The sequence below is a fragment of the Clostridium polyendosporum genome, assembly GCF_018332455.1.
Lineage (GTDB): Bacteria > Bacillota > Clostridia > Clostridiales > Clostridiaceae > Clostridium_AY > Clostridium_AY polyendosporum.
On record NZ_BOPZ01000013.1, the window covers coordinates 1 to 18,989 of the forward strand.

Genomic DNA, 18,989 nt, shown 5'->3' on the forward strand with positions numbered 1-18,989 from the left:
TTCGTCCTGAGCCAGGATCAAACTCTCAATTTAAAAGTTTAATCTCTTGCTCTCAAAAGAATTGCTGTACTTAATTTCCTCTGTTTAATTTTCAAAGACCAAGTTGTTTTTGCGTGTCATCAACTGACCGCTTGACTATCTTATCAGCTTTTCACTTCTCTGTCAACAACTTTTTTTATATTTTTTAAAGTTGAATTAACATCTATAGAAAAACTATTTTTAGTTTGTCGAGTTAAACCGACAAGTGATATATTATCACATTTAAAGTTGTTGTCAACACTATTTTGTTGACTCCTTTATCGCTCACTTACCGTAGCGACATGGATTATCTTATCATACAAACTAATATGAAAAAGATGTTTTTCAGCTATATAATAAAAATATCTCGTTACTTATCTTTTTTTCTCTCTTATTTTTAACTATGCTCCTAGTGATACACCAGGTAGGTTCATATGCTAGATGTAATTATTATAAATATGTTTATCTCTGTCAATTGCTCACCACCTAAAATGCAGGAGTTTGTAACTCTACTACAGATGGTAAGCGATACTGGAGTATCCTTACCCGTAGATAAAAGAAAAAAATAGTGTCTAACTCTCTTAGTTTATAGAGATTAGACACTATTAATTGAATTACTTTCCTATACAATATCTAAAACTATAGCTTCATAAGACCTCATCTCTATATCGTTATAAAACCTCTTAATATGCTCGTAATTTGATAACACTACTTTTTTAATATTATAATTTAAATTTATATCGATACTCTTATTACTAAAATTACAAATTATAAAAAGCTTATTATCTTGATACTCTCTAATATATGCAAATACATTTTTATAGTCTTCCATAAAACTCATTTACTTATATTGTGGAAGCCAAATTCCATGAGCTTCAATTAGTTCATCACACATAGATTTAATTTCATTCATTGAAAGCTCAGCAGCAGTATGTGGATCTAACATTGCAGCCATATATATATATTCTTTCTTTTGATTTAATGCAGCTTCTATGGTCATAAGCTGTACATTTATATTTGTTCTATTAAGCGCAGCTAATTGCTGTGGAAGTGCTCCAACATAGCAAGGAGTTACACCACTTCTATCTATAAGACAAGGAACTTCTACTACAGCGTCATTAGGCAGGTTGGTTATTAACCCTGTATTCATGACATTACCACCAATTTTATAAGGGTTACCTGTCTCCATTGCCTCCATTATATACGATGCATATTCATGAGTACGTGCATGTTCTAGATTTTTGTTGTTAACAAGATCATTTTTCATACTCTTCCATTTTGCAATTTGCTCTATGCATCTTCTTGGATATTCATCAAGAGGAATATTAAATTTTTCGATAAGTTCAGGATATTTATTTTTGATAAAGTATGGAAGATACTCTGAAGCATGTTCGCTTGATTCTGTAATATAATGACCAAAGTTAAGCATCATTTCATATCTTACCATGTCCCAATGAGGTCCTTGCTTTTGTTTTTCTGCAGCTTTTTGCTTTATTTCAGGGTATAAATCTTTACCATCCTTTGTTATTTCAAGAAGCCAAGCTTGATGATTTATACCAGCTATCTTCCATTGAGTTTCCTCAGCTTTTACTCCTATATCAAGGGAATCTAATAAACCTGGTACACATGCTTGTACACTATGACATAACCCTAAAGTTTTAATATTTGTAGCTTTAAGCATTGCACCTGTAAGCATGGCCATTGGGTTTGTATAATTGAAGAACCAAGCATCTGGACAAACTTCTTCCATATCCTTTGCAATATCAAGCATTACTGGGATAGTTCTTAAGGCTCTAAATATTCCGCCTATACCTAGAGTATCAGCAATTGTTTGTCTTAATCCATATTTTTTAGGTATTTCAAAGTCAGTTACTGTACATGGTTCGTATCCACCAACTTGGATAGCGTTTACAACATAATCAGCTCCTCTAAGAGCTTCTTTTCTATCAGTATAAGCTATTATCTTAGCATGATTTCCATGATTATTATTAATATTATTTAGCATACTTTCAGACTCTTTAAGTCTTTCTAAGTCGATATCAAATAGAGCTAATTCTGACTCACGTAGAGCAGGTGTTAATATACAGTCACCTAAAACATTTTTTGCAAATACGCTGCTTCCAGCACCTATAAAAGTTATTTTTGGCATATGTTAATCATCCTTCCTTTTCAGATATTTAATAATTTCTATACTTTAATTATAATCGTATACAATAGGTATAAAATGGATTTTTATAAGATAAACATGGTATAATTTCAGAAGGTATAATCTTTGATATAAACTGCGAGGAGAGGGAATATGGAAAATACTATTGATATTACTTGTTTTTCTATAGTAAATAAAGAGGGATACGATTTGATAGTATATCAGTGTGGTATGTCAGAATGTAAGCCAAATCATTCCTATGGACCTGCTCTAAGGGATCATTATTTAATACATTATGTTCTTAGTGGGCAAGGCACTTTTTATGTAGATGGGAAGGCATATAAAATATCAAAAAATCAAGGGTTTCTTATATGTCCAAATGTAATAACCTACTATGAGGCAGATAAAGATGATCCATGGATATATACTTGGGTAGGTTTTTTAGGTATAAAAGCAGAAAACTATTTAAAACTAGCTAATCTTGATAGATACAATCCAATTTTCAAATATGAAAACGGAGGATTTATTGAAAAATGTTTTGAAGACATGAGAATCGCCGCTAAACTTAAGTATGGAGGAGATTTAAGACTTCAAGGTATACTTAGTATTTTCTTATCAGAGCTTATTGAAAGGGCTGAACGTAGTGATATGTTTGGAAGTAGCTATAAAGATAGTTATATTAAGAAAATAATGATGTTTATCGAGACTAACTACTCTAGAGATATAAGTATTGCTGATATAGCCGAACATGTAGGATTAAATAAAAATTACTTTAGTTCATTTTTTAAACAACACTTTAATATTACACCACAGGAATACTTAATTAAGTATAGAATTAATAAAGCATGTGAACTTATGAAAAATGAAGCTCTTTCTATAAGTGATATATCACGGTCAGTAGGTTATAATGACCCTTTGTGTTTTTCAAAGGTATTTAAAAAGATAAATGGATATTCTCCTAAACTATATAGAAAAAATATGCTGTTATAATTAGAGTTAATCGTTAAACTTATGTAGAAAAGGGCTGTCCAAAAAGTATTATACTTTTCGGACAGCCCCTCCCCTTAATATATCTTATAAGAGCTGCTATGCCTTTGGCACCATCTTTAATAGATGATAACGCTGAACCCTTCATATTTCCTATGTTATTAGTCATTTTAGCAGAGTTTTTATCAGACGCTTAATTTTTTACTTATCTATTTCACTTAACTGACCTTCTAACCAATCTACAAACTGCTTTGCAGTTCGAGGAGAACGCCCGTTATATCTCATTTCCCATAATTGAGCTTCCTTCTTAAGATGCTCTTTATCTATTATTAATCCCCTATTTTTCACTAATCCTTCTACAATTTCAATATATTTATTTCTATCTGGAGATAAATATGTAACAGTAATTCCAAATCTATCAGAAAGCGATAATTTTTCCTGTATCGTGTCAGAAGCATGCACCTCATCTTGTCTATCACTAAATCTTTCTTTTATTAAATGTCTTCTATTGGATGTTGCATATATAACGGTATTTTTAGGTCTACTTTCTAAACCACCTTCTAAAATTGCTTTAAGAGCTGTATAACTTTCTTCATTGTCCCCAAAGGCTAAATCATCAATGAATACGATAAATTTTTGTGGTCTATCTTTAATAATTTTAATAATTTGAGGAAAATCAGGAAGCAGCATTATTGGTAATTCAATAATTCTCAAACCACGGTCATAATATTCATTTAATATTGCTTTTACAGTTGATGATTTACCTGTACCCCTTTCACCATATAGAAGTATATTGTTTGAAGGATAACCATTTAAAAAGTTAAGAGTATTTTTTATTATAATTTCACGTTCAGAATTATAACCTATTAAATCAGCTATTCTTATAGGATCAGGAGATGCTATACCTTTTAGGTTTCCAAAACCATCCTGTCTTTCCCATATAAATCCCTTGTACTTTGCAAAAATTCCTGTTCCATTCAATTTATAAAAGTCTGCTACATCCTTTGTACATAAGCTCCAGTATTCTGATCTATTAAAATTCTCAAATATATCATAAATTCCTGAGTAATTAATTTCATAATCTTTGAAATCCCATGTTGGAAGGGATGCTATTATATCTGTTTCAAAACTCCAATGAGGATTAGTTTCTTCTAAATGGTCTTTTATATCTCCTGCCGAAAGCAATGCAACCTTTTGAAGACATAACAGGTCATGATCTACAGCCTTTTTAATACAATCATCAATCTCATTGAAATTTTTTATTTCAGCACTTCTTGAAAAAACATTATCATCGAAAAGAATACAGTTTATTACATAACTTTTAAATGTATTAGTAGAATTAGAGCTTACTAAACTATAATAAAAATCATTATATTTATTAATAATACTGCTTAGATCTCTGTTATCATTAATTATGTACTCAAGTAATAAATTAAACTTGTTTATTACATTATCTTTTAATAATCCTCTGTAAACACTTAAAGAATCTAAAGCAAATTTTATGTCTGTTATCTTATTTTTTACCATAAAAACCCTCCTGAACCTTAAAAAAATATTTTATTTTAATAGCTTTAAATACCAGTATATCATTAAATATAAAATTAAGTATAATAAAAATCACTATTCTTAAATCACGAATATTCAGCTAATTTATACTTTTTTATAGCAAAAAAGCTCACGATAAAACCGTGAGCTTTATATGCTGTCATTTCACCAAGTGAAATCTGACTCAAGCTGAGTAGGCTAAATGCCTGCCCAGTTTTATTTTCTACTTATGCGACCAAGTCTATAAGCCGAGTTCTGTATTAAGCAATCATCTATCTAGGCCTATTGTTACCAATAGGCTCCAGCGATACACCACGAGGCGGGACGGGCAGTCCCATAATGCCTCTCCGATCTTGCTCCAGGTGGGGTTTACATAGCCGCGAAGTCGCCATCGCGCTGGTGAGCTCTTACCTCACCTTTCCACCCTTACCTTAAGGAAAATCCTTAAGGCGGTATCTCTCTGTTGCACTTTCCTTCGAGTCACCTCGACTGGGAGTTATCCAGCACCCTGCCCTATGGAGCTCGGACTTTCCTCTCCTGACTTTACATCAGCAGCGATTGCCTGACTTACTCGCAAGATTTATATTAACACATAAACTTTTTATTATCAAATAAAATTTATGGAAATATAGATTTCTTTAACCCATTGTGTTATTAAGTGGTGATATTGTTTAAATTTATATTTATTTGAATTTCAATTCTCATTTACAATAAATTTATTTAATATAACAATTTACAAAACTATGCGACATACAGTCGTGAAAAAAAACTTTAAAACTTCCTAAAAGATATTCTTATTTCTCCATAAGATACCCTTCTAAAATTCATATTAACTATATTGCTGTTCGCTTTTCTTCACATGCTATTGAACTTACTGGGCAAACATGCCTGCACAAATGACATCCAACACACTTCTCTCTAAACAATTTGGGAAGCCTTTTTTTATAATCCCACTCTAAAGCTTGATGTCCTCCATCTCCACAGGATATATAACACCTTCCGCATCCTATGCAGCTTTCATTGTTAAAGACAGGATATAGTATAGAACTTCTCTCCAGTTCATTGGCTCCTACAATATTAGAAAGAGCTGCTCCTACTAAGTCTGATACTTTATCACAGCCTCTTTCTTCCATATAGTAGGATAATCCACTTATCAGGTCATCAATTATTCTGTAACCATACTGCATAACAGCAGTAGTAATTTGAATATTACGTGATCCTAATAATATAAATTCAACAGCATCTTCCCAAGTTTCAATGCCTCCCATTCCACTTATAGGAACATCTTTAAGTGCTGGATACTTTGCAATATCGTGGATGAATCTTAATGCAATAGGTTTAACAGCTTTACCTGAATATCCCGATACAGCTGTTTTTCCATTTACTGATGGGTATCCAGATAAGTTATCTAAATCAAGTCTTGTTATACTTTTTACTGTATTTATGGCTGCTATGCCTGTGGCACCACCTTCAATAGATGCTAAAGCTGGAACCTCCATATTTCCTATATTAGGAGTCATTTTTGCAAGTATAGGTAGATGTGTTCCCTTTCTTGTAGCGTCACAATAACGCTTAACAAGGGCTGGATTTTGTCCAACATCGCACCCCATGGCTTCTGTAATCATTTGAGGACAAGAAAAGTTACATTCTATTATATCTACACCAGCTTCAGTTGCAAGCTGTGCAAGTTTTGTCCACTCATCGTCATTTTGTCCCATTATTGAAGCAACAATTATTTTGTCTGGAAAATTCTCTTTAAGTCTTTTTAGCCAATTTAAATTATCCTCTAAAGAATGATCGGATATCATCTCAAGATTTTTAAAGCCTAAGAAGGGAGTTCCTTCCTTGCCGATCTGATCAAACCTTGGAGAAACCTCCTTAGGAATAAAGAAACCTATGGTTTTAAATACAATTCCACCCCAGCCCATCTTTAGTGCTTTAGCACACATTTCATAGTTACTTCCAACTACTGATGAAGAAAGGAAAAATGGATTCTCACATTTTACTCCACAAAATTCTATAGAAAGATCTTTTTTCATAATGCCACCTCTTCCTCTACAACAACATTCTCCTTTACAAAAACGTCTTTTTCAAACTTTCTCAATATTTTTTGTGATAATTCTTTACCCTTTTTAACTGCTATGACAATCTCTCCTTCTACCACCTTTTCTTCAGGTATTATAACAACTCCTTGATAATCTATGGCTTCATCAGTTACAAAAGCATCAAATACTCCTTCTTTTATACTATCTATAATATCTCCTTTATTAATAACTTGATTTTTTAACACTACACCTAGTTGCTCTAAATGCAGTAGATCTCTACTTATATATTCTTCGTACTTGCTAAATTCATCAATTATAGATTGCTTTCCAAATAAAATAACTGTATACCCATTTTGGGCAAGTTCACCTGCTATTATTGGAGTAAATATTCCTTTAGCACAAACCCCTACTGTTCTCTTATTACCGTTAAAATTTATTTTACAGGAATCCTCCGTTAAATATTCATGTATTTTTTGTATTTCAATAGCACGATCAATTTTCTTGCGTATACAAGCTCCTTCACAATATTTGTGACTACAAGAAACTGAACAAACAGATGATAATGGATTATTTATTATCGCTGTTTCCTGTGCTCCTTTAAAATTCCTAAAACGAAGAGATTGTATAAATTTTGCAGGATCCGTTCCTGCAGGACATGCTTTACTACAAGGTGGATCATAACACAATAAGCATCTTGACACTTCTTGAGTAATAAGCATTTCAGTTAAATATTTATTTTGATTATCCATAGTTCCACCTCTCTCTAAATCTAACTAAAACTAAACAGGCTCGATGCCTGTTTAGTTTTATTAATTTAATCTATCTCTTTTAATAAACTGGCCCATTCCAGGATTTCCTAAAAATTCTCCATCTTTAAATACAACATTTCCTCTTAATAATGTCATTATAGGATAACCATTTAATTTCACTCCCTCCCAGATCGTATGATCTACATCTGAGTGCATCTTTTCATTAGTAACAATAAAATTAATTTCAGGATCATATATTACTAAATCTGCATCATATCCACAGGCTATATTTCCTTTAGATGAACAACCAAATATCTTTGCAGGATTTGTTGAACATAACGCTACAACTTTATTGAATGAAAGTCTTCCTTTATTTGCTTCGCTTAAAAGATAAGGATACATATTCTCTATACCCATGCAGCCATTTGGTATCTTAGTAAAATCATCTTTTCCCCAATCCTTCTCATAAGCCTGGAAAGGGCAGTGATCTGTAGCTACAGTTGATATAACACCTAAATCAATACCTTTCCAAAGAGCTTCTTGACTTTCTTCCCCCTTTATTGGAGGAGAGCATACAAAATTTCTTCCATCCTCTCTTTTATACACTTCATTGGTAAAGTGTAAATACTGAGGACAGGTTTCTGCATAAATTTTATATCCCTCATCTTGTGCTCTCTTTACTTCTTCAACACCTTCTTTATTAGCAAGATGCACTATATAAAGAGGTGCATTTATTGCTTTTGCCCAGTGAATAGCTCTTTTGTCTGCTTCTGCTTCAACAAATTCTGGTCTGCTTTCATAGTGATACCATGCACTTTTTTTACCTTCCCTCAAGAACTTATTTATTCTTTCATCTATAACATCAGGATTTTCTGCATGGACACTTATCATAGAGCCTACTTCCTTAGATCTTTCAAGTGCCTTACATAACACTCCATCACTAACCATTAGCCCTTCTTTTTTATAAACCATAAAAAGCTTAAAACTTGGCACTCCATACTCAACAGCTCTTTCAAACTCATCTAATACCTCATCAGTTAAATCTGTTATAGCTACATGGAAGGCATAATCTACACAAGCTTGAGGCTCACAAAGTGACTTTCTTTCTTCAGCAGTTTCTATAATGCCTTTCCCTTTTTTTTGAATAGCAAAATCAAATACTGTTGTAACCCCTCCACAAGCAGCAGCCCTAGTCCCACCTTCGTAACTGTCTGCAGATACTGTTCCACCAAAAGGCATTTGAAGGTGAGTGTGTACATCTAGAGCTCCTGGTAAGATAAGCTTACCAGAAGCATCTATTATAATTATATTTTCACAACAACTAATATTAGAAGCTATAACTTCAATCTTTCCATCTTTTATTCCTATATCACCCTTGTAGGTTTCATATGCTGTTACAATTGTTCCATTTTTTATAACCAAATCTAACATGGTTACCTCCTCCTCTTATACAGTAACATCACCAAAATTCACTATCTTTCCGTTAACTTCAAACTCAGTAATAAATTTTTCTTCTTCTTCAGAAAGAATGGATTTGGTATAGGTTTTCATTAATAGTGTGTATGCTACCATTGCTACTAAAAATCCTACGATCCATCCGCTATCAGTAAAGAAACTCAATTCTGGTATAAATTTGCCTAATACAGGAAATATTGCTCCTATAACCCATGCATATATAGCCTTTATATTAAATCCATTATTGTACCAATAACGGCCACCCTTTTCATTGAATAAATCACATACATCTACTCTCCTCTTTCTATAAATATAGTAATCTGCAATAAAGATTCCCGCTAAAGGTCCAAGAAGTAATCCGTAAGTTCCAAGCCATCCAAAGATATACGCTCCTGCACTAGCAAGAAGCTTCCATGGCATTATTGCTATTCCTGCAGCACCAGTGATTAAAGTTGCTTTTTTGAATGATATTAATCTTGGATTTAAGTTTGAAATATCATTTGATGTAGCAACAACATTAGCTGCAATATTAGTGGTTAATGTTGCAATAACTATCCCTACTGCCCCCAATATGGCAGCTATAGGTGTATTTATTTTTCCTATTACTACGACAGGATCCCATAAAAACTCACCAAAAAGAACTTTAGTAGCACCTGTAACAAATACTCCTATAAATGCAAACACTGCCATTGTTGTTGGAAGTCCTAAAAGCTGCCCAAGGAATTGGTCCTTTTGACTTCTTGCAAAACGACTAAAATCAGGAATATTAAGCGATAAAGTAGACCAAAACGCTATATTAGCTGTTAATCCCCCTAAAAATATCTTCCAAAAGCTTCCTGGAGCATAACTTGCTGGCATATTAAGTATATCTGCCACAGTTTTCCCTTCAGCATTTACTGAAACCACTGCCCATATCATAAGAGCTAATGATAATAATCCTAATATTGGCGCTCCCCATGCTTCCATAAATTTAATTGCCTCAGGTCCCTTATATGAAATCCATACATTTAGAGCCCAAAAGCCTATGAAGGAAATCCATATTCCTGTTGCCCAATTTGCCCATTGAGGAAATATAATTGCTAAAACTATATTTATTGCTTGACCTCCTATCCAGCATTGAATTCCAAACCATCCTGCTCCTATTAAAGCTCTCGCCATTGCTGCAATATTTGATCCCTTCATCCCAAAGGAAAGCCTTGCAAATACAGGAAATGGTATTCCATATTTAGTTCCAGCATGAGAATTTAACTGCATAGGAATTAGAACAATTAAGTTACCTAGTGCTATATTCAATACTGCCTGCCACCAAGATAGACCTGCTGACAATAAACCTGATGCAAGCATGTAGGTAGGAATACATACACACATTCCAATCCATAAAGCAGCAATGTGATATGTGTTCCATGTTCTTCCCTTTACCTTTGTAGCTGCAAGGTCTTCATTGTAATATCTACTTTCTTTTATAGCTTCTGTACCTGCGGTAGTAAGCTCAAATAATCCATTAATACTTTTTTGCTTTTTATCGATATTCATATAAAAATCCCCCTACCACTCTAGTGGCATAAATATATTTTCTTTACTTTCTGCCGCCTTAAAAAAGATAGCAGCATTTCCCTCTACAGCCTTAAGTAAATAGTCTATTCTAACCTTGTCATAAGGTGTATGAGCGTATTGCTCCTGCATTGGTGAATATCCTATAGTTGGCTTTCTGTCTATTCCTGCTGTCTTACTTGCATCAGTACCAAAGTCCCAATAACCATATTTAACAGGCTGACCTAAGCCTTCTAAAGCTTCTGAAGCAGCTTTTACAAAAGGATGATCTGTTGATATTTTCCAAGGTGCCATATCCTTAGCGACCTCATATTCAACTTCTGTATATGACTTTTCAAGAGCAGTTTTCACTCTAACATCTGCCCTAAATTCAGAATCTTGAGCTGATAGCTCATCTATGATTTTTTGAATTTGTTCCTTAGCACTTTCTGCTGTTTCTCCTGGTATAGTTCTTCTGTCTATTGATAGCATACATTTATCAGGAACTATAGATAGTGCTCCTGGAGAACACTCTATAATATTTAAAGAAATCGAAGCTTTTCCAAGCTGTTCATCCACAGGTAAAGATGGGTAAAGCTCATCTTTAAGCTTAGTTATGAGAGGTATGGCTTTATAGATTGAATTGATACCTAACCATGGTGCACTTCCATGAGAAGTACGTCCATAAACAGTTATTAAAAACTCTACTCTTCCTCGGTGACCACAATATAATTTTAGAGAAGATGCCTCAGAGGATACCATTGCATCATAGTCTAAACCTTTTTCTTTAAATGTTTTATCAACTAGGTGAAGCATTCCAACCATTTCTGCTGGTTCCTCTTGTACAACCCCTGTAAACATGAAGTTACCTCTGATTTTATAACCCTTTTCTCTAAACTTTATAAGTACTGCACCTGCATATACCTGAGCAGCAGCTCCACCCTTAACATCTGACGCTGCTCTACCATGGATACACTCCACTATTTCTTTTGCAGTCTTATCTTGGTTATCTATTTCACATATATCTATCTGAGCGCCATAAGGATCATATCCTTCCCAGTTTGCATAGTCTCCAGGACTTACATGGTCCATATGGGAGTTATACATTATGGAAGGCCCTTCTTCGTTACCTTTTACGATACCAACCACATTTCCCATATCGTCTCTAAAGACTTCGTCGTACCCAAGTTTCTCCATTTCTGCTATATATAAATCTGCAACTGCCTTTTCAGTTCCACTTATACTTGAAGTTTGAATTAATTTTTCCGTAAATTCTACTAAATCTCCTTTATAAAAACTACTTATAGTTTTTATAGCTTCAAATCTTGCATTACTCATAATATCCCCACCCTAATCAAGTTTAAATTTTTCCCTTGATATATTCACAAGTTCCATAAATATGGATACATTTCCTGTAAGGGCCCTCTTCATATAATCTGTACGCACTCTGTCAATTGGTCTATGGCAGTATAATTCCTGCATTGGTGAATACCCTATAGCTGGCTTTTTCACTCTTCCACATATCACTGAAAGATCAGTCCCAAAGTCCCAATAACCATACATTACAGGTTCCCCTAATCCTTTAAGACCATCTGCTGCAGCTTTAACAAAAGGATGTTCCTTATCTATTTTCCATGCTTCCTTTACATTAGGTATTGTTGCTGTTTTTCCTGTATAAGATGTTCTAGGTACTGCTGAGATTTCCACCTCTGCTCTAAAGTCCTTATCTTCTTTTGAAATATCATCAATAATATTTTGTATCTCTTGTAAACAGCTTTCAGCTGTTTCCCCTGGAACGAAACGTCTATCATAGGTTATCATACATCTATCAGGTACTATACATAATGCTCCTGGAGTACAGTTGATTATTGTTAACGCTATACTGCTTTTTCCTAGATTCTGATCCTGAAGGTAGTTATTGGAATAATATTCCTCTATCTTATCAATAATCTTAGTTGCTTTATTCACTGCATTAACACCAAGCCAAGGAGCACTTCCATGAGAGGTAATTCCTGAAACAGTAATCTTCAATTCAACTCTACCTCTATGTCCTAGATAAAGTTTAAGACCTGTTGCTTCACAAGAAACAACTCCATCAAAATTTAAATTTCTTTCAGGTAATGTTTCATCTATTAGCTTAATCATTCCAAGCTGCTCCGCTGGTTCTTCAAGTACAACTCCTGTAAACATAAAGTTTCCCTTTATGCTATAACCTAACTTCTTAAGCTTTGCTAGTATCCCTCCACTGTAAATTTGACAAGCAGCACCTCCCTTTACATCCGCTGCTGCTCTTCCATGTATTACCTCAGCCATCTCTATTTTTGTTCTGTCCTCATTCTCCATCTCTATAATATCTACAGCAGCTCCATAAGGATCATATCCATTCCATTCACTTAAATCTCCTGGATCAACGTGATCCATATGAGCATTAAACATTATTGTAGGACCTTTCTCAGTACCATATACTATGCCAACTACATTTCCCCATTCATCTCTAAAGACCTCATCATAGTTTAATTTTTTCATTTCATCTATATATATTTGAGATATTTCTTCCTCTTCTCCAGATAGTGATGGACACTTAATTAATCTTCTTGCAAAGTCGATCATGTCATCATATAATATCTCAGATATGCCTTTAACCTTGTCTATCATACTGTTTACTCCTTCCTAATAAAATAAATTTATAGTGTAAACTTATTTATGAACTTTAATATAGATAGATAAACAATTTCATAATTGAATTGATTTGCTACCATTTTACAAAGTAAAATCTAGTTATCTTTATTAAAAATTGAAGTTGCTTATCTTTAATATTTATCTAATTACAGCATTGTTTTATCTACTATATCTAGAACTTCGTCCATAATATCCATAGCTTCTATTAACTCTTCCTTATTAATAATTAACGGTGGTGCTACTATTATGATGTTTTCATGTGAATAAGTTGAGAAACCTCTTTCCTTAAGAAGTCCTATAATTTTCCCCATAATCCCTTCAGGATCTTTTCCATATGGCACTAAAGTTTCCCTTGATTCCTTATCTTTAACAAGCTCTATTGAAGAAAAAAGTCCTATATATCTTACATCTCCAACAGAAGTATGTTTTGCTTTTAATCCTTCAAGTAACTCACCTAAAATCCCACCCATTTTTTGTGCGTTTTCTATAAGTCCCTCTTCTTCATACACATCAATGGTTGCACATCCTGCAGCACATGCTAGCGGATGTCCACTATAAGTTAATCCGCATAGAAGTACTCTATCATCGAAAAACTCTGCAATTTCCTTGCTTACTATTACTCCTCCTATAGGTACATATCCACAAGTAACCCCTTTTGCAAATGTAATAATATCAGGCTTTACATCCCAGTTTTCTACTGCAAACCATTTTCCTGTTCTTCCCCAACCTGTCATTACCTCATCACAAATCATCATGATTCCAAACTCATTACAGATTTCTCTAATGCCCTTTAGATATCCCTTTGGAGGAATTATTACCCCATTACTTCCTGTTACAGTTTCTAAAACTATTGCTGCTACATTGAAAGGTCCTTCATAAAGTATCTGCTCTCTAAGCATATTTACATAATACTTTGAAGCCTCCTCTTCACTTTTAAAATTAATACCAGCTCTATATATATAAGGATCAAAAAACTTAACAAATCCAGGAATACCTGGTTCTAGTGGATATCTTCTTGGTTCCCCAGTAAGGTTACCTGCACCAAAGCTTGAACCGTGATATGATCTATACCTTGAAAAAATCTTATTCCTTCCTGTAAACATTCTTGCAATTTTTATAGCATTTTCATTAGCATCAGCTCCTCCATTAGTAAAAAATACTTTCTGCATATTGTCTGGAGCAATATTTATTATCTTTCTTGCAAGTTTTGATCTAGATTCAACGGCAAAACTAGGTGCAATAAATGCTAGCTTTTCTGCTTGTTCCTTTATTGCTTCTATAACCTTTTTGTTTCCATGACCTATATTCATATTTACAAGCTGGGATGACATATCAAAATATTTTTTCCCTTCATAATCCCAAAAATATATTCCTTCACTTTTACTTACAGCTATAGGATTTAAACCTTTTTGTTTTGACCATGAATGAAGGTTAAATTCTCTATCATATTGTTTTATTTCCTCAACAGTTAACTCTATTTTACTCATCGTTTTTCTCCTTTTAATTAAAAAATACTTTTATAGATCTTATATATATCTTCCTTAGAAGCTTTTCTTGGATTGAATAGGCAGCTTCCGCTCTTTGAAGCATCCTCTGCTAATAACATAAGGCTTTCTTCTGGAATATTCATATTTCTAAGCTTTCCTTCTAAATTAGTCTCATCGAATAACGTTTTTATAGCTTCTACAGCTTTGTAACTACTTCCTCTCACAGAAAGACCCTCAGTTATCTCCCCCATAGCCTCAGCTATAATTTTCATTTTTTCAGTACATGAACTTCTGTTATATTCCATCGCTACTGGTAAAAGCATTGCATTTGCAGCTCCATGAGGAACTCCAAAGTGTGCTCCAAGCGGCCTTGACATTGCATGAACAAGTGCTACAGAAGCATTACTGAAAGCCAATCCTGCATGCATCTGTCCATAAAGCATCCCTCTTCTTGCTTCTAGGTTATCTCCATTGCATACTGCTGATATTAAATTCTTTGATATAAGTTTAATAGCTTCAACAGCATGTGTATCTGAGAATGGTGTGGAAACCTTTGAGATATATGCTTCTATAGCATGTGTAAGTGCATCCATTCCTGTTGCTGCTGTAACTTGAGGCGGCATAGAAACTGTAAGTTCCGCATCCAGTATAGCAGTTGTAGGTATTATAAAATCACTGCCAATAAGCATTTTTACTTTTCTTTTACTATCCGTTATAACGGTATACCTACTCACTTCACTTCCTGTTCCAGCGGTAGTAGGTATTGCAATAATTGGGATCACAGGTTTCTCAGGACCTTTTCCTTCATAATCCTGTATCTTTCCTAGATTTGTAATCATTATAGAAATAGCTTTTGCAGCATCTAAAGGACTTCCTCCCCCCATAGCAACTATCACATCCACTGAATTTATTTTTGAAAGTTCTACCCCCTTCTCAACGGTTTTAACATCTGGATCTGATTCAACTTGATCAAAAAGTACATATCCTACATCAGATTCTTCTAAAGATTTTATGAGCTTATCTAAAGCTCCACTTTTTTTTACTGAATTTTTCCCTGTAACAATAAGAGCTTTATTTCCAAGCTTTTTAGTTTCCCTACCCGCTGTTTCTACAGAGCCATCTCCAAAAATTATTCTATTAGGACTTTGAAATAGTAATTTTGTCACAATCTACTCCTCCTTATGTAAAACAAAAAAGACGCATACTTCATGCTAGTAAAACATGAAATAGCGCCATTGTTTCGCAAACTTACTTATTAAATTGTTTACTATATTCTTAATTGCTATAAATCTATTATATATAAAACCTATATTGTTTTTCTATGGTTCAAAGCACAAAAAACTTTGTGCCTGATGCATAATTCTATACTATATCTTTTATCATAATACTAAGCATAACTTTAAATGTATCATTTAATGAAGATAAATCACACTGAAGAATCTCCTCAATTCTTTTAATCTTATAAGCTACAGTATTCCTATGCAAATACATTTTCTTACTCACTTCATTTATACTTCTATTTTCACTTAAAAAACACTTCAAGATCTCAATATAATTTGTACTATGAATAGCATCATATTCATCGAGCTTTAATAATGTTTCTTCATAAAATTCCTTAAGTTCTGCAGATTCCTTTAAATTTATAAGAAGCTTATATACACCAAGATCATCATACTCCCAAATATCAATATTATTCTCTCTTCTACTTGAGACCTGAACAACCTTAAGAGCATCTTTATAGCTTTGATCCATGTTATCTATACCCAAATAATATCTTCCAAAGCCTATATTTAATACTGTATCCTTAAATTTTGTATTTACTCCATCTATAATCTCCTGTGCAATACCTTTATCTGAAAATATTTCATCTTTTCTCTGAGGCAAAATAAAAATAATCTTGTTATCCTGTACAAAAGATAAGAACTTTTCATACACTATAGAAAGCCTAAATTTAATAAATTTATAGATATTGTATATATGTTCTTCCTTTATATATTGTGAATCCTCAGAAACTTCAGCTAACATAACACAGAAATTATGTCTGGTGTTATATCCACACCTTTCTAACTTCATTAAACCTTTCTCTTTATCTAAATCTTTTAAAAATATAATATTTTTAATTATATCTTCAATACTTTTTTCCCTATCATTATCCTTTATAATGTATTCACATATTGCACGAGTAATATCGGCAATTCTTGACTCCCATGGAAGTTGAAATATTGGAAAACCTTTTGCTTCACCAAACGCAATTATTTCTGCAGGAATTTGTGGTATATATGGTCCTACATTTAACACAATACCTGATGTATTCTTATGATAAAGTCTTTCTACCATGTTAAATAGACTATCTTTACCATGTTTAAATCCAACTCCCGTTGTAAAAATTAATTCTCCATCTTCAACAAAGCTAGTTATATTTTCATCCTCAAGTATATGAGTCCACCTTACATCTCCCTTTAATCCTTGACTTCCTGCTATTAATTTCATATTAGCAAGTTGTGAAAGATTAATTAATTGCCCTAATGTAACAGACATACTATTCCCCCCATTGCAATCTTCCTCTAAAAATAAAATTAAATGGACATCTTATTTACTTTATTAAAAGTAACATACTTATATAACAATTATAACAATATTGAAGAAAACATATTATTTTTACAACTTTTGCAATCTATCTGCGTTAAATTTTGTTTTTCTATAGTTATTCGAGGATACTCCTTTGAGTTTTTTAAACATCTTAGAAAATAAAACTGGATCTGCAGAAGAAACCTTTGGCAGAATCTTAAAGACAGACCTTAACGGATACCGCGATGAACTAATTATATCCACCAAGGCAGGATACTACATGTGGCCAGGCCCCTACGGCGACTGGGAATCAAAAAAATACCTAATTGCAAGCCTAGACCAAAGCCTTAAACATGGGGCTGAATTATGTAGATATATTATGTAGATATCTTTAAAGAAGAGGGAATTGGAAGTATTGCATTTTGTCCTCTAGCACAAGGTCTGTTAACCAATAAATATCTTTCAGGGATTCCAGAGGATTCACGTGCAGCAACAGCAGCAGGTTTTCTAAAAGCTGATGATGTAACCACTAAAAACGTAGAAAAAGTTCTACTTTTAAATGAAATTGCCAATTCAAGAGGTCAGAGTATGGCGCAGATGGCACTTGCCTGGGTACTTCGTGAAAACCGAATTACTTCTGCACTAATTGGTGCTAGTCGAGTAAGTCAGATTGAAGAAAATGTTCAAGATCTAAATAATCTTGAATTCTCTTCAGAAGAATTGCAAAAGATTGAGGAAATTTTAGAAGATTAACATGTATCTAGCGGTGAATGTCTTCGAACTACACTTAAGGGAATCGGATGCGTCCAATTCCCTTTTTAATCAACAATTAAATACTATAAAAAAGAATTAAGGGGAAAGTTTGCTTATGGTTAAAGCTTTAATTAATTCTTTTGAATCTGTTATTTTTCCTTTTTATACTAACATATTTCAATTGTTTGTCCTGTAGTAACATTTAAAAATTTATCTTTAAACTCATATTTTAGTTTTTCAATAGCCTTTTCTCCAGTACAATGAGAAACACCTATAAGTTTAATATCTTTTTCTTTTAAATAATTTATTGTTTCATTTAATCTTAAGTCATCTGCTTCTACTAAATGAGTTCCGCCAATAATACCATAAATAGGCATACCTGTTCTCTGTATTAATGTTTCTAAAATATTAACAACACCAATATGAGAACACCCCAAAATAACAAGTAACCCTTCCTTAAGTTGTATTGTTAATACAATTTCATCTGAGAAGTCATCTGTTTCATAGTTATTATCTACTTTAATATAAAACTTGTTATTAACTTTTTCAAAACCTGTTTTTCTTTCAAAATTTGAAAACACTTGTATATTGTCAGAAATATTAAAAATATCTTGATTAATATATTTTGCTGAAATCTTGCTATCTTTAAGATATTTTTTTTCAAAATTGTTACCAATATATTTATAATAAATTCCATCACATTTATATTTACAATTGAAGAATTTTTCTCCTGTTATTAACTCAAATGAATTCCCTATTTCTTTTACAAGTCTTGTAAATCCTCCACTATGATCATAATGACCATGACTTAAAACTACATAATTTGTTTGCTTTAAATCTATATTAAGTTTATTAGCATTTTCAATAAATTTTCCACTTTGACCTGTATCAAATATAATATTTATATCATCAACTTGAATGTAAAAGGAAAGTCCATGTTCATTATTTAAAACAGACTTATCTTTAACATCATTTTCTATTAGTGTTGTTATTTTAACAACCATTTAGTTCTCCCTTTCCCTGTAAT

The 18,989-nt window shown here is 33.0% G+C and carries 15 protein-coding genes, 1 other RNA gene and 1 pseudogene; 3 read left to right on the forward strand and 14 right to left on the reverse strand.

Annotation, left to right across the window (positions count from 1 at the left end):
* Positions 1-452: 452 nt before the first annotated feature.
* A complete protein-coding gene (locus CPJCM30710_RS18075; protein ID WP_281413969.1) occupies positions 453-587 on the forward strand; it encodes a hypothetical protein in 135 nt (44 codons plus the stop codon).
* A gap of 53 nt (positions 588-640) precedes the next feature.
* Here the strand turns inward: CPJCM30710_RS18075 and CPJCM30710_RS18225 are convergent, their stop codons facing one another.
* On the reverse strand, positions 641-859 hold the full coding sequence (locus CPJCM30710_RS18225) for an alpha-glucosidase C-terminal domain-containing protein (RefSeq protein WP_407644981.1): 219 nt from the start codon (positions 857-859) through the stop codon (positions 641-643).
* Positions 860-2,167 (reverse strand): alpha-glucosidase/alpha-galactosidase, encoded by a 1,308-nt coding sequence (gene melA, locus CPJCM30710_RS08705; protein ID WP_212903789.1) that lies wholly within the window; start codon positions 2,165-2,167, stop codon positions 860-862.
* Between the two features lie 150 nt (positions 2,168-2,317).
* Between melA and CPJCM30710_RS08710 the strand changes: the two genes are divergently transcribed.
* On the forward strand, positions 2,318-3,154 hold the full coding sequence (locus CPJCM30710_RS08710) for an AraC family transcriptional regulator (protein ID WP_212903790.1): 837 nt from the start codon (positions 2,318-2,320) through the stop codon (positions 3,152-3,154).
* Positions 3,155-3,352: 198 nt separating this feature from the next.
* On the opposite strand, the gene CPJCM30710_RS08715 is transcribed toward CPJCM30710_RS08710, so the two are convergent.
* The 11 genes from CPJCM30710_RS08715 to CPJCM30710_RS08765 all read right to left on the reverse strand — a co-directional run bounded on the left by CPJCM30710_RS08715 (position 3,353) and on the right by CPJCM30710_RS08765 (position 17,179).
* On the reverse strand, positions 3,353-4,678 hold the full coding sequence (locus CPJCM30710_RS08715) for an ATP-binding protein (RefSeq protein ID WP_212903791.1): 1,326 nt from the start codon (positions 4,676-4,678) through the stop codon (positions 3,353-3,355).
* Positions 4,679-4,924: 246 nt separating this feature from the next.
* Positions 4,925-5,270: RNase P RNA component class A (gene rnpB / locus CPJCM30710_RS08720), an RNA gene on the reverse strand.
* A 259-nt stretch (positions 5,271-5,529) separates the two neighbouring features.
* Positions 5,530-6,738 carry an NAD-dependent dihydropyrimidine dehydrogenase subunit PreA gene (preA, locus tag CPJCM30710_RS08725; RefSeq protein ID WP_212903858.1) on the reverse strand — a complete coding sequence of 403 codons (1,209 nt, stop codon included), beginning with the start codon at positions 6,736-6,738 and terminating at the stop codon, positions 5,530-5,532.
* The gene (locus tag CPJCM30710_RS08730) at positions 6,732-7,490 is read right to left on the reverse strand and encodes a hypothetical protein (protein WP_212903792.1); all 759 of its coding nucleotides are present in this window, start codon (positions 7,488-7,490) and stop codon (positions 6,732-6,734) included. The genes preA and CPJCM30710_RS08730 overlap by 7 nt, the downstream gene beginning before the upstream one ends.
* A 60-nt stretch (positions 7,491-7,550) precedes the next feature.
* A complete protein-coding gene (hydA, locus tag CPJCM30710_RS08735) occupies positions 7,551-8,921 on the reverse strand; it encodes a dihydropyrimidinase (RefSeq protein ID WP_212903793.1) in 1,371 nt (456 codons plus the stop codon).
* A gap of 15 nt (positions 8,922-8,936) precedes the next feature.
* Complete coding sequence (locus CPJCM30710_RS08740) at positions 8,937-10,478, reverse strand: NCS1 family nucleobase:cation symporter-1 (protein WP_246503500.1); 1,542 nt, start codon at positions 10,476-10,478, stop codon at positions 8,937-8,939.
* A 12-nt stretch (positions 10,479-10,490) separates the two neighbouring features.
* Entirely contained in the window at positions 10,491-11,813 is a 1,323-nt protein-coding gene (locus CPJCM30710_RS08745; protein ID WP_212903794.1) for a M20/M25/M40 family metallo-hydrolase, read from the reverse strand.
* 12 nt (positions 11,814-11,825) lie between these two features.
* A complete protein-coding gene (locus tag CPJCM30710_RS08750; RefSeq protein WP_212903795.1) occupies positions 11,826-13,130 on the reverse strand; it encodes a M20/M25/M40 family metallo-hydrolase in 1,305 nt (434 codons plus the stop codon).
* A gap of 170 nt (positions 13,131-13,300) precedes the next feature.
* Positions 13,301-14,641, reverse strand: a complete 1,341-nt coding sequence (locus CPJCM30710_RS08755) for an aminotransferase class III-fold pyridoxal phosphate-dependent enzyme (RefSeq protein ID WP_212903796.1) — start codon at positions 14,639-14,641, stop codon at positions 13,301-13,303.
* A gap of 17 nt (positions 14,642-14,658) precedes the next feature.
* Positions 14,659-15,807 (reverse strand): iron-containing alcohol dehydrogenase, encoded by a 1,149-nt coding sequence (locus tag CPJCM30710_RS08760; protein WP_212903797.1) that lies wholly within the window; start codon positions 15,805-15,807, stop codon positions 14,659-14,661.
* 196 nt (positions 15,808-16,003) lie between these two features.
* Positions 16,004-17,179, reverse strand: coding sequence for a PucR family transcriptional regulator (locus tag CPJCM30710_RS08765; RefSeq protein ID WP_212903798.1), 1,176 nt, complete (start codon positions 17,177-17,179; stop codon positions 16,004-16,006).
* A gap of 217 nt (positions 17,180-17,396) precedes the next feature.
* Here CPJCM30710_RS08765 and CPJCM30710_RS18230 point away from each other — a divergent pair.
* Positions 17,397-17,962, forward strand: a pseudogene (locus CPJCM30710_RS18230) (aldo/keto reductase); the annotation flags it as partial.
* A 167-nt stretch (positions 17,963-18,129) separates the two neighbouring features.
* On the opposite strand, the gene CPJCM30710_RS08775 reads toward CPJCM30710_RS18230, so the two are convergent.
* A complete protein-coding gene (locus tag CPJCM30710_RS08775; protein ID WP_212903799.1) occupies positions 18,130-18,966 on the reverse strand; it encodes an MBL fold metallo-hydrolase in 837 nt (278 codons plus the stop codon).
* Between the last annotated feature and the right edge of the window lie 23 nt (positions 18,967-18,989).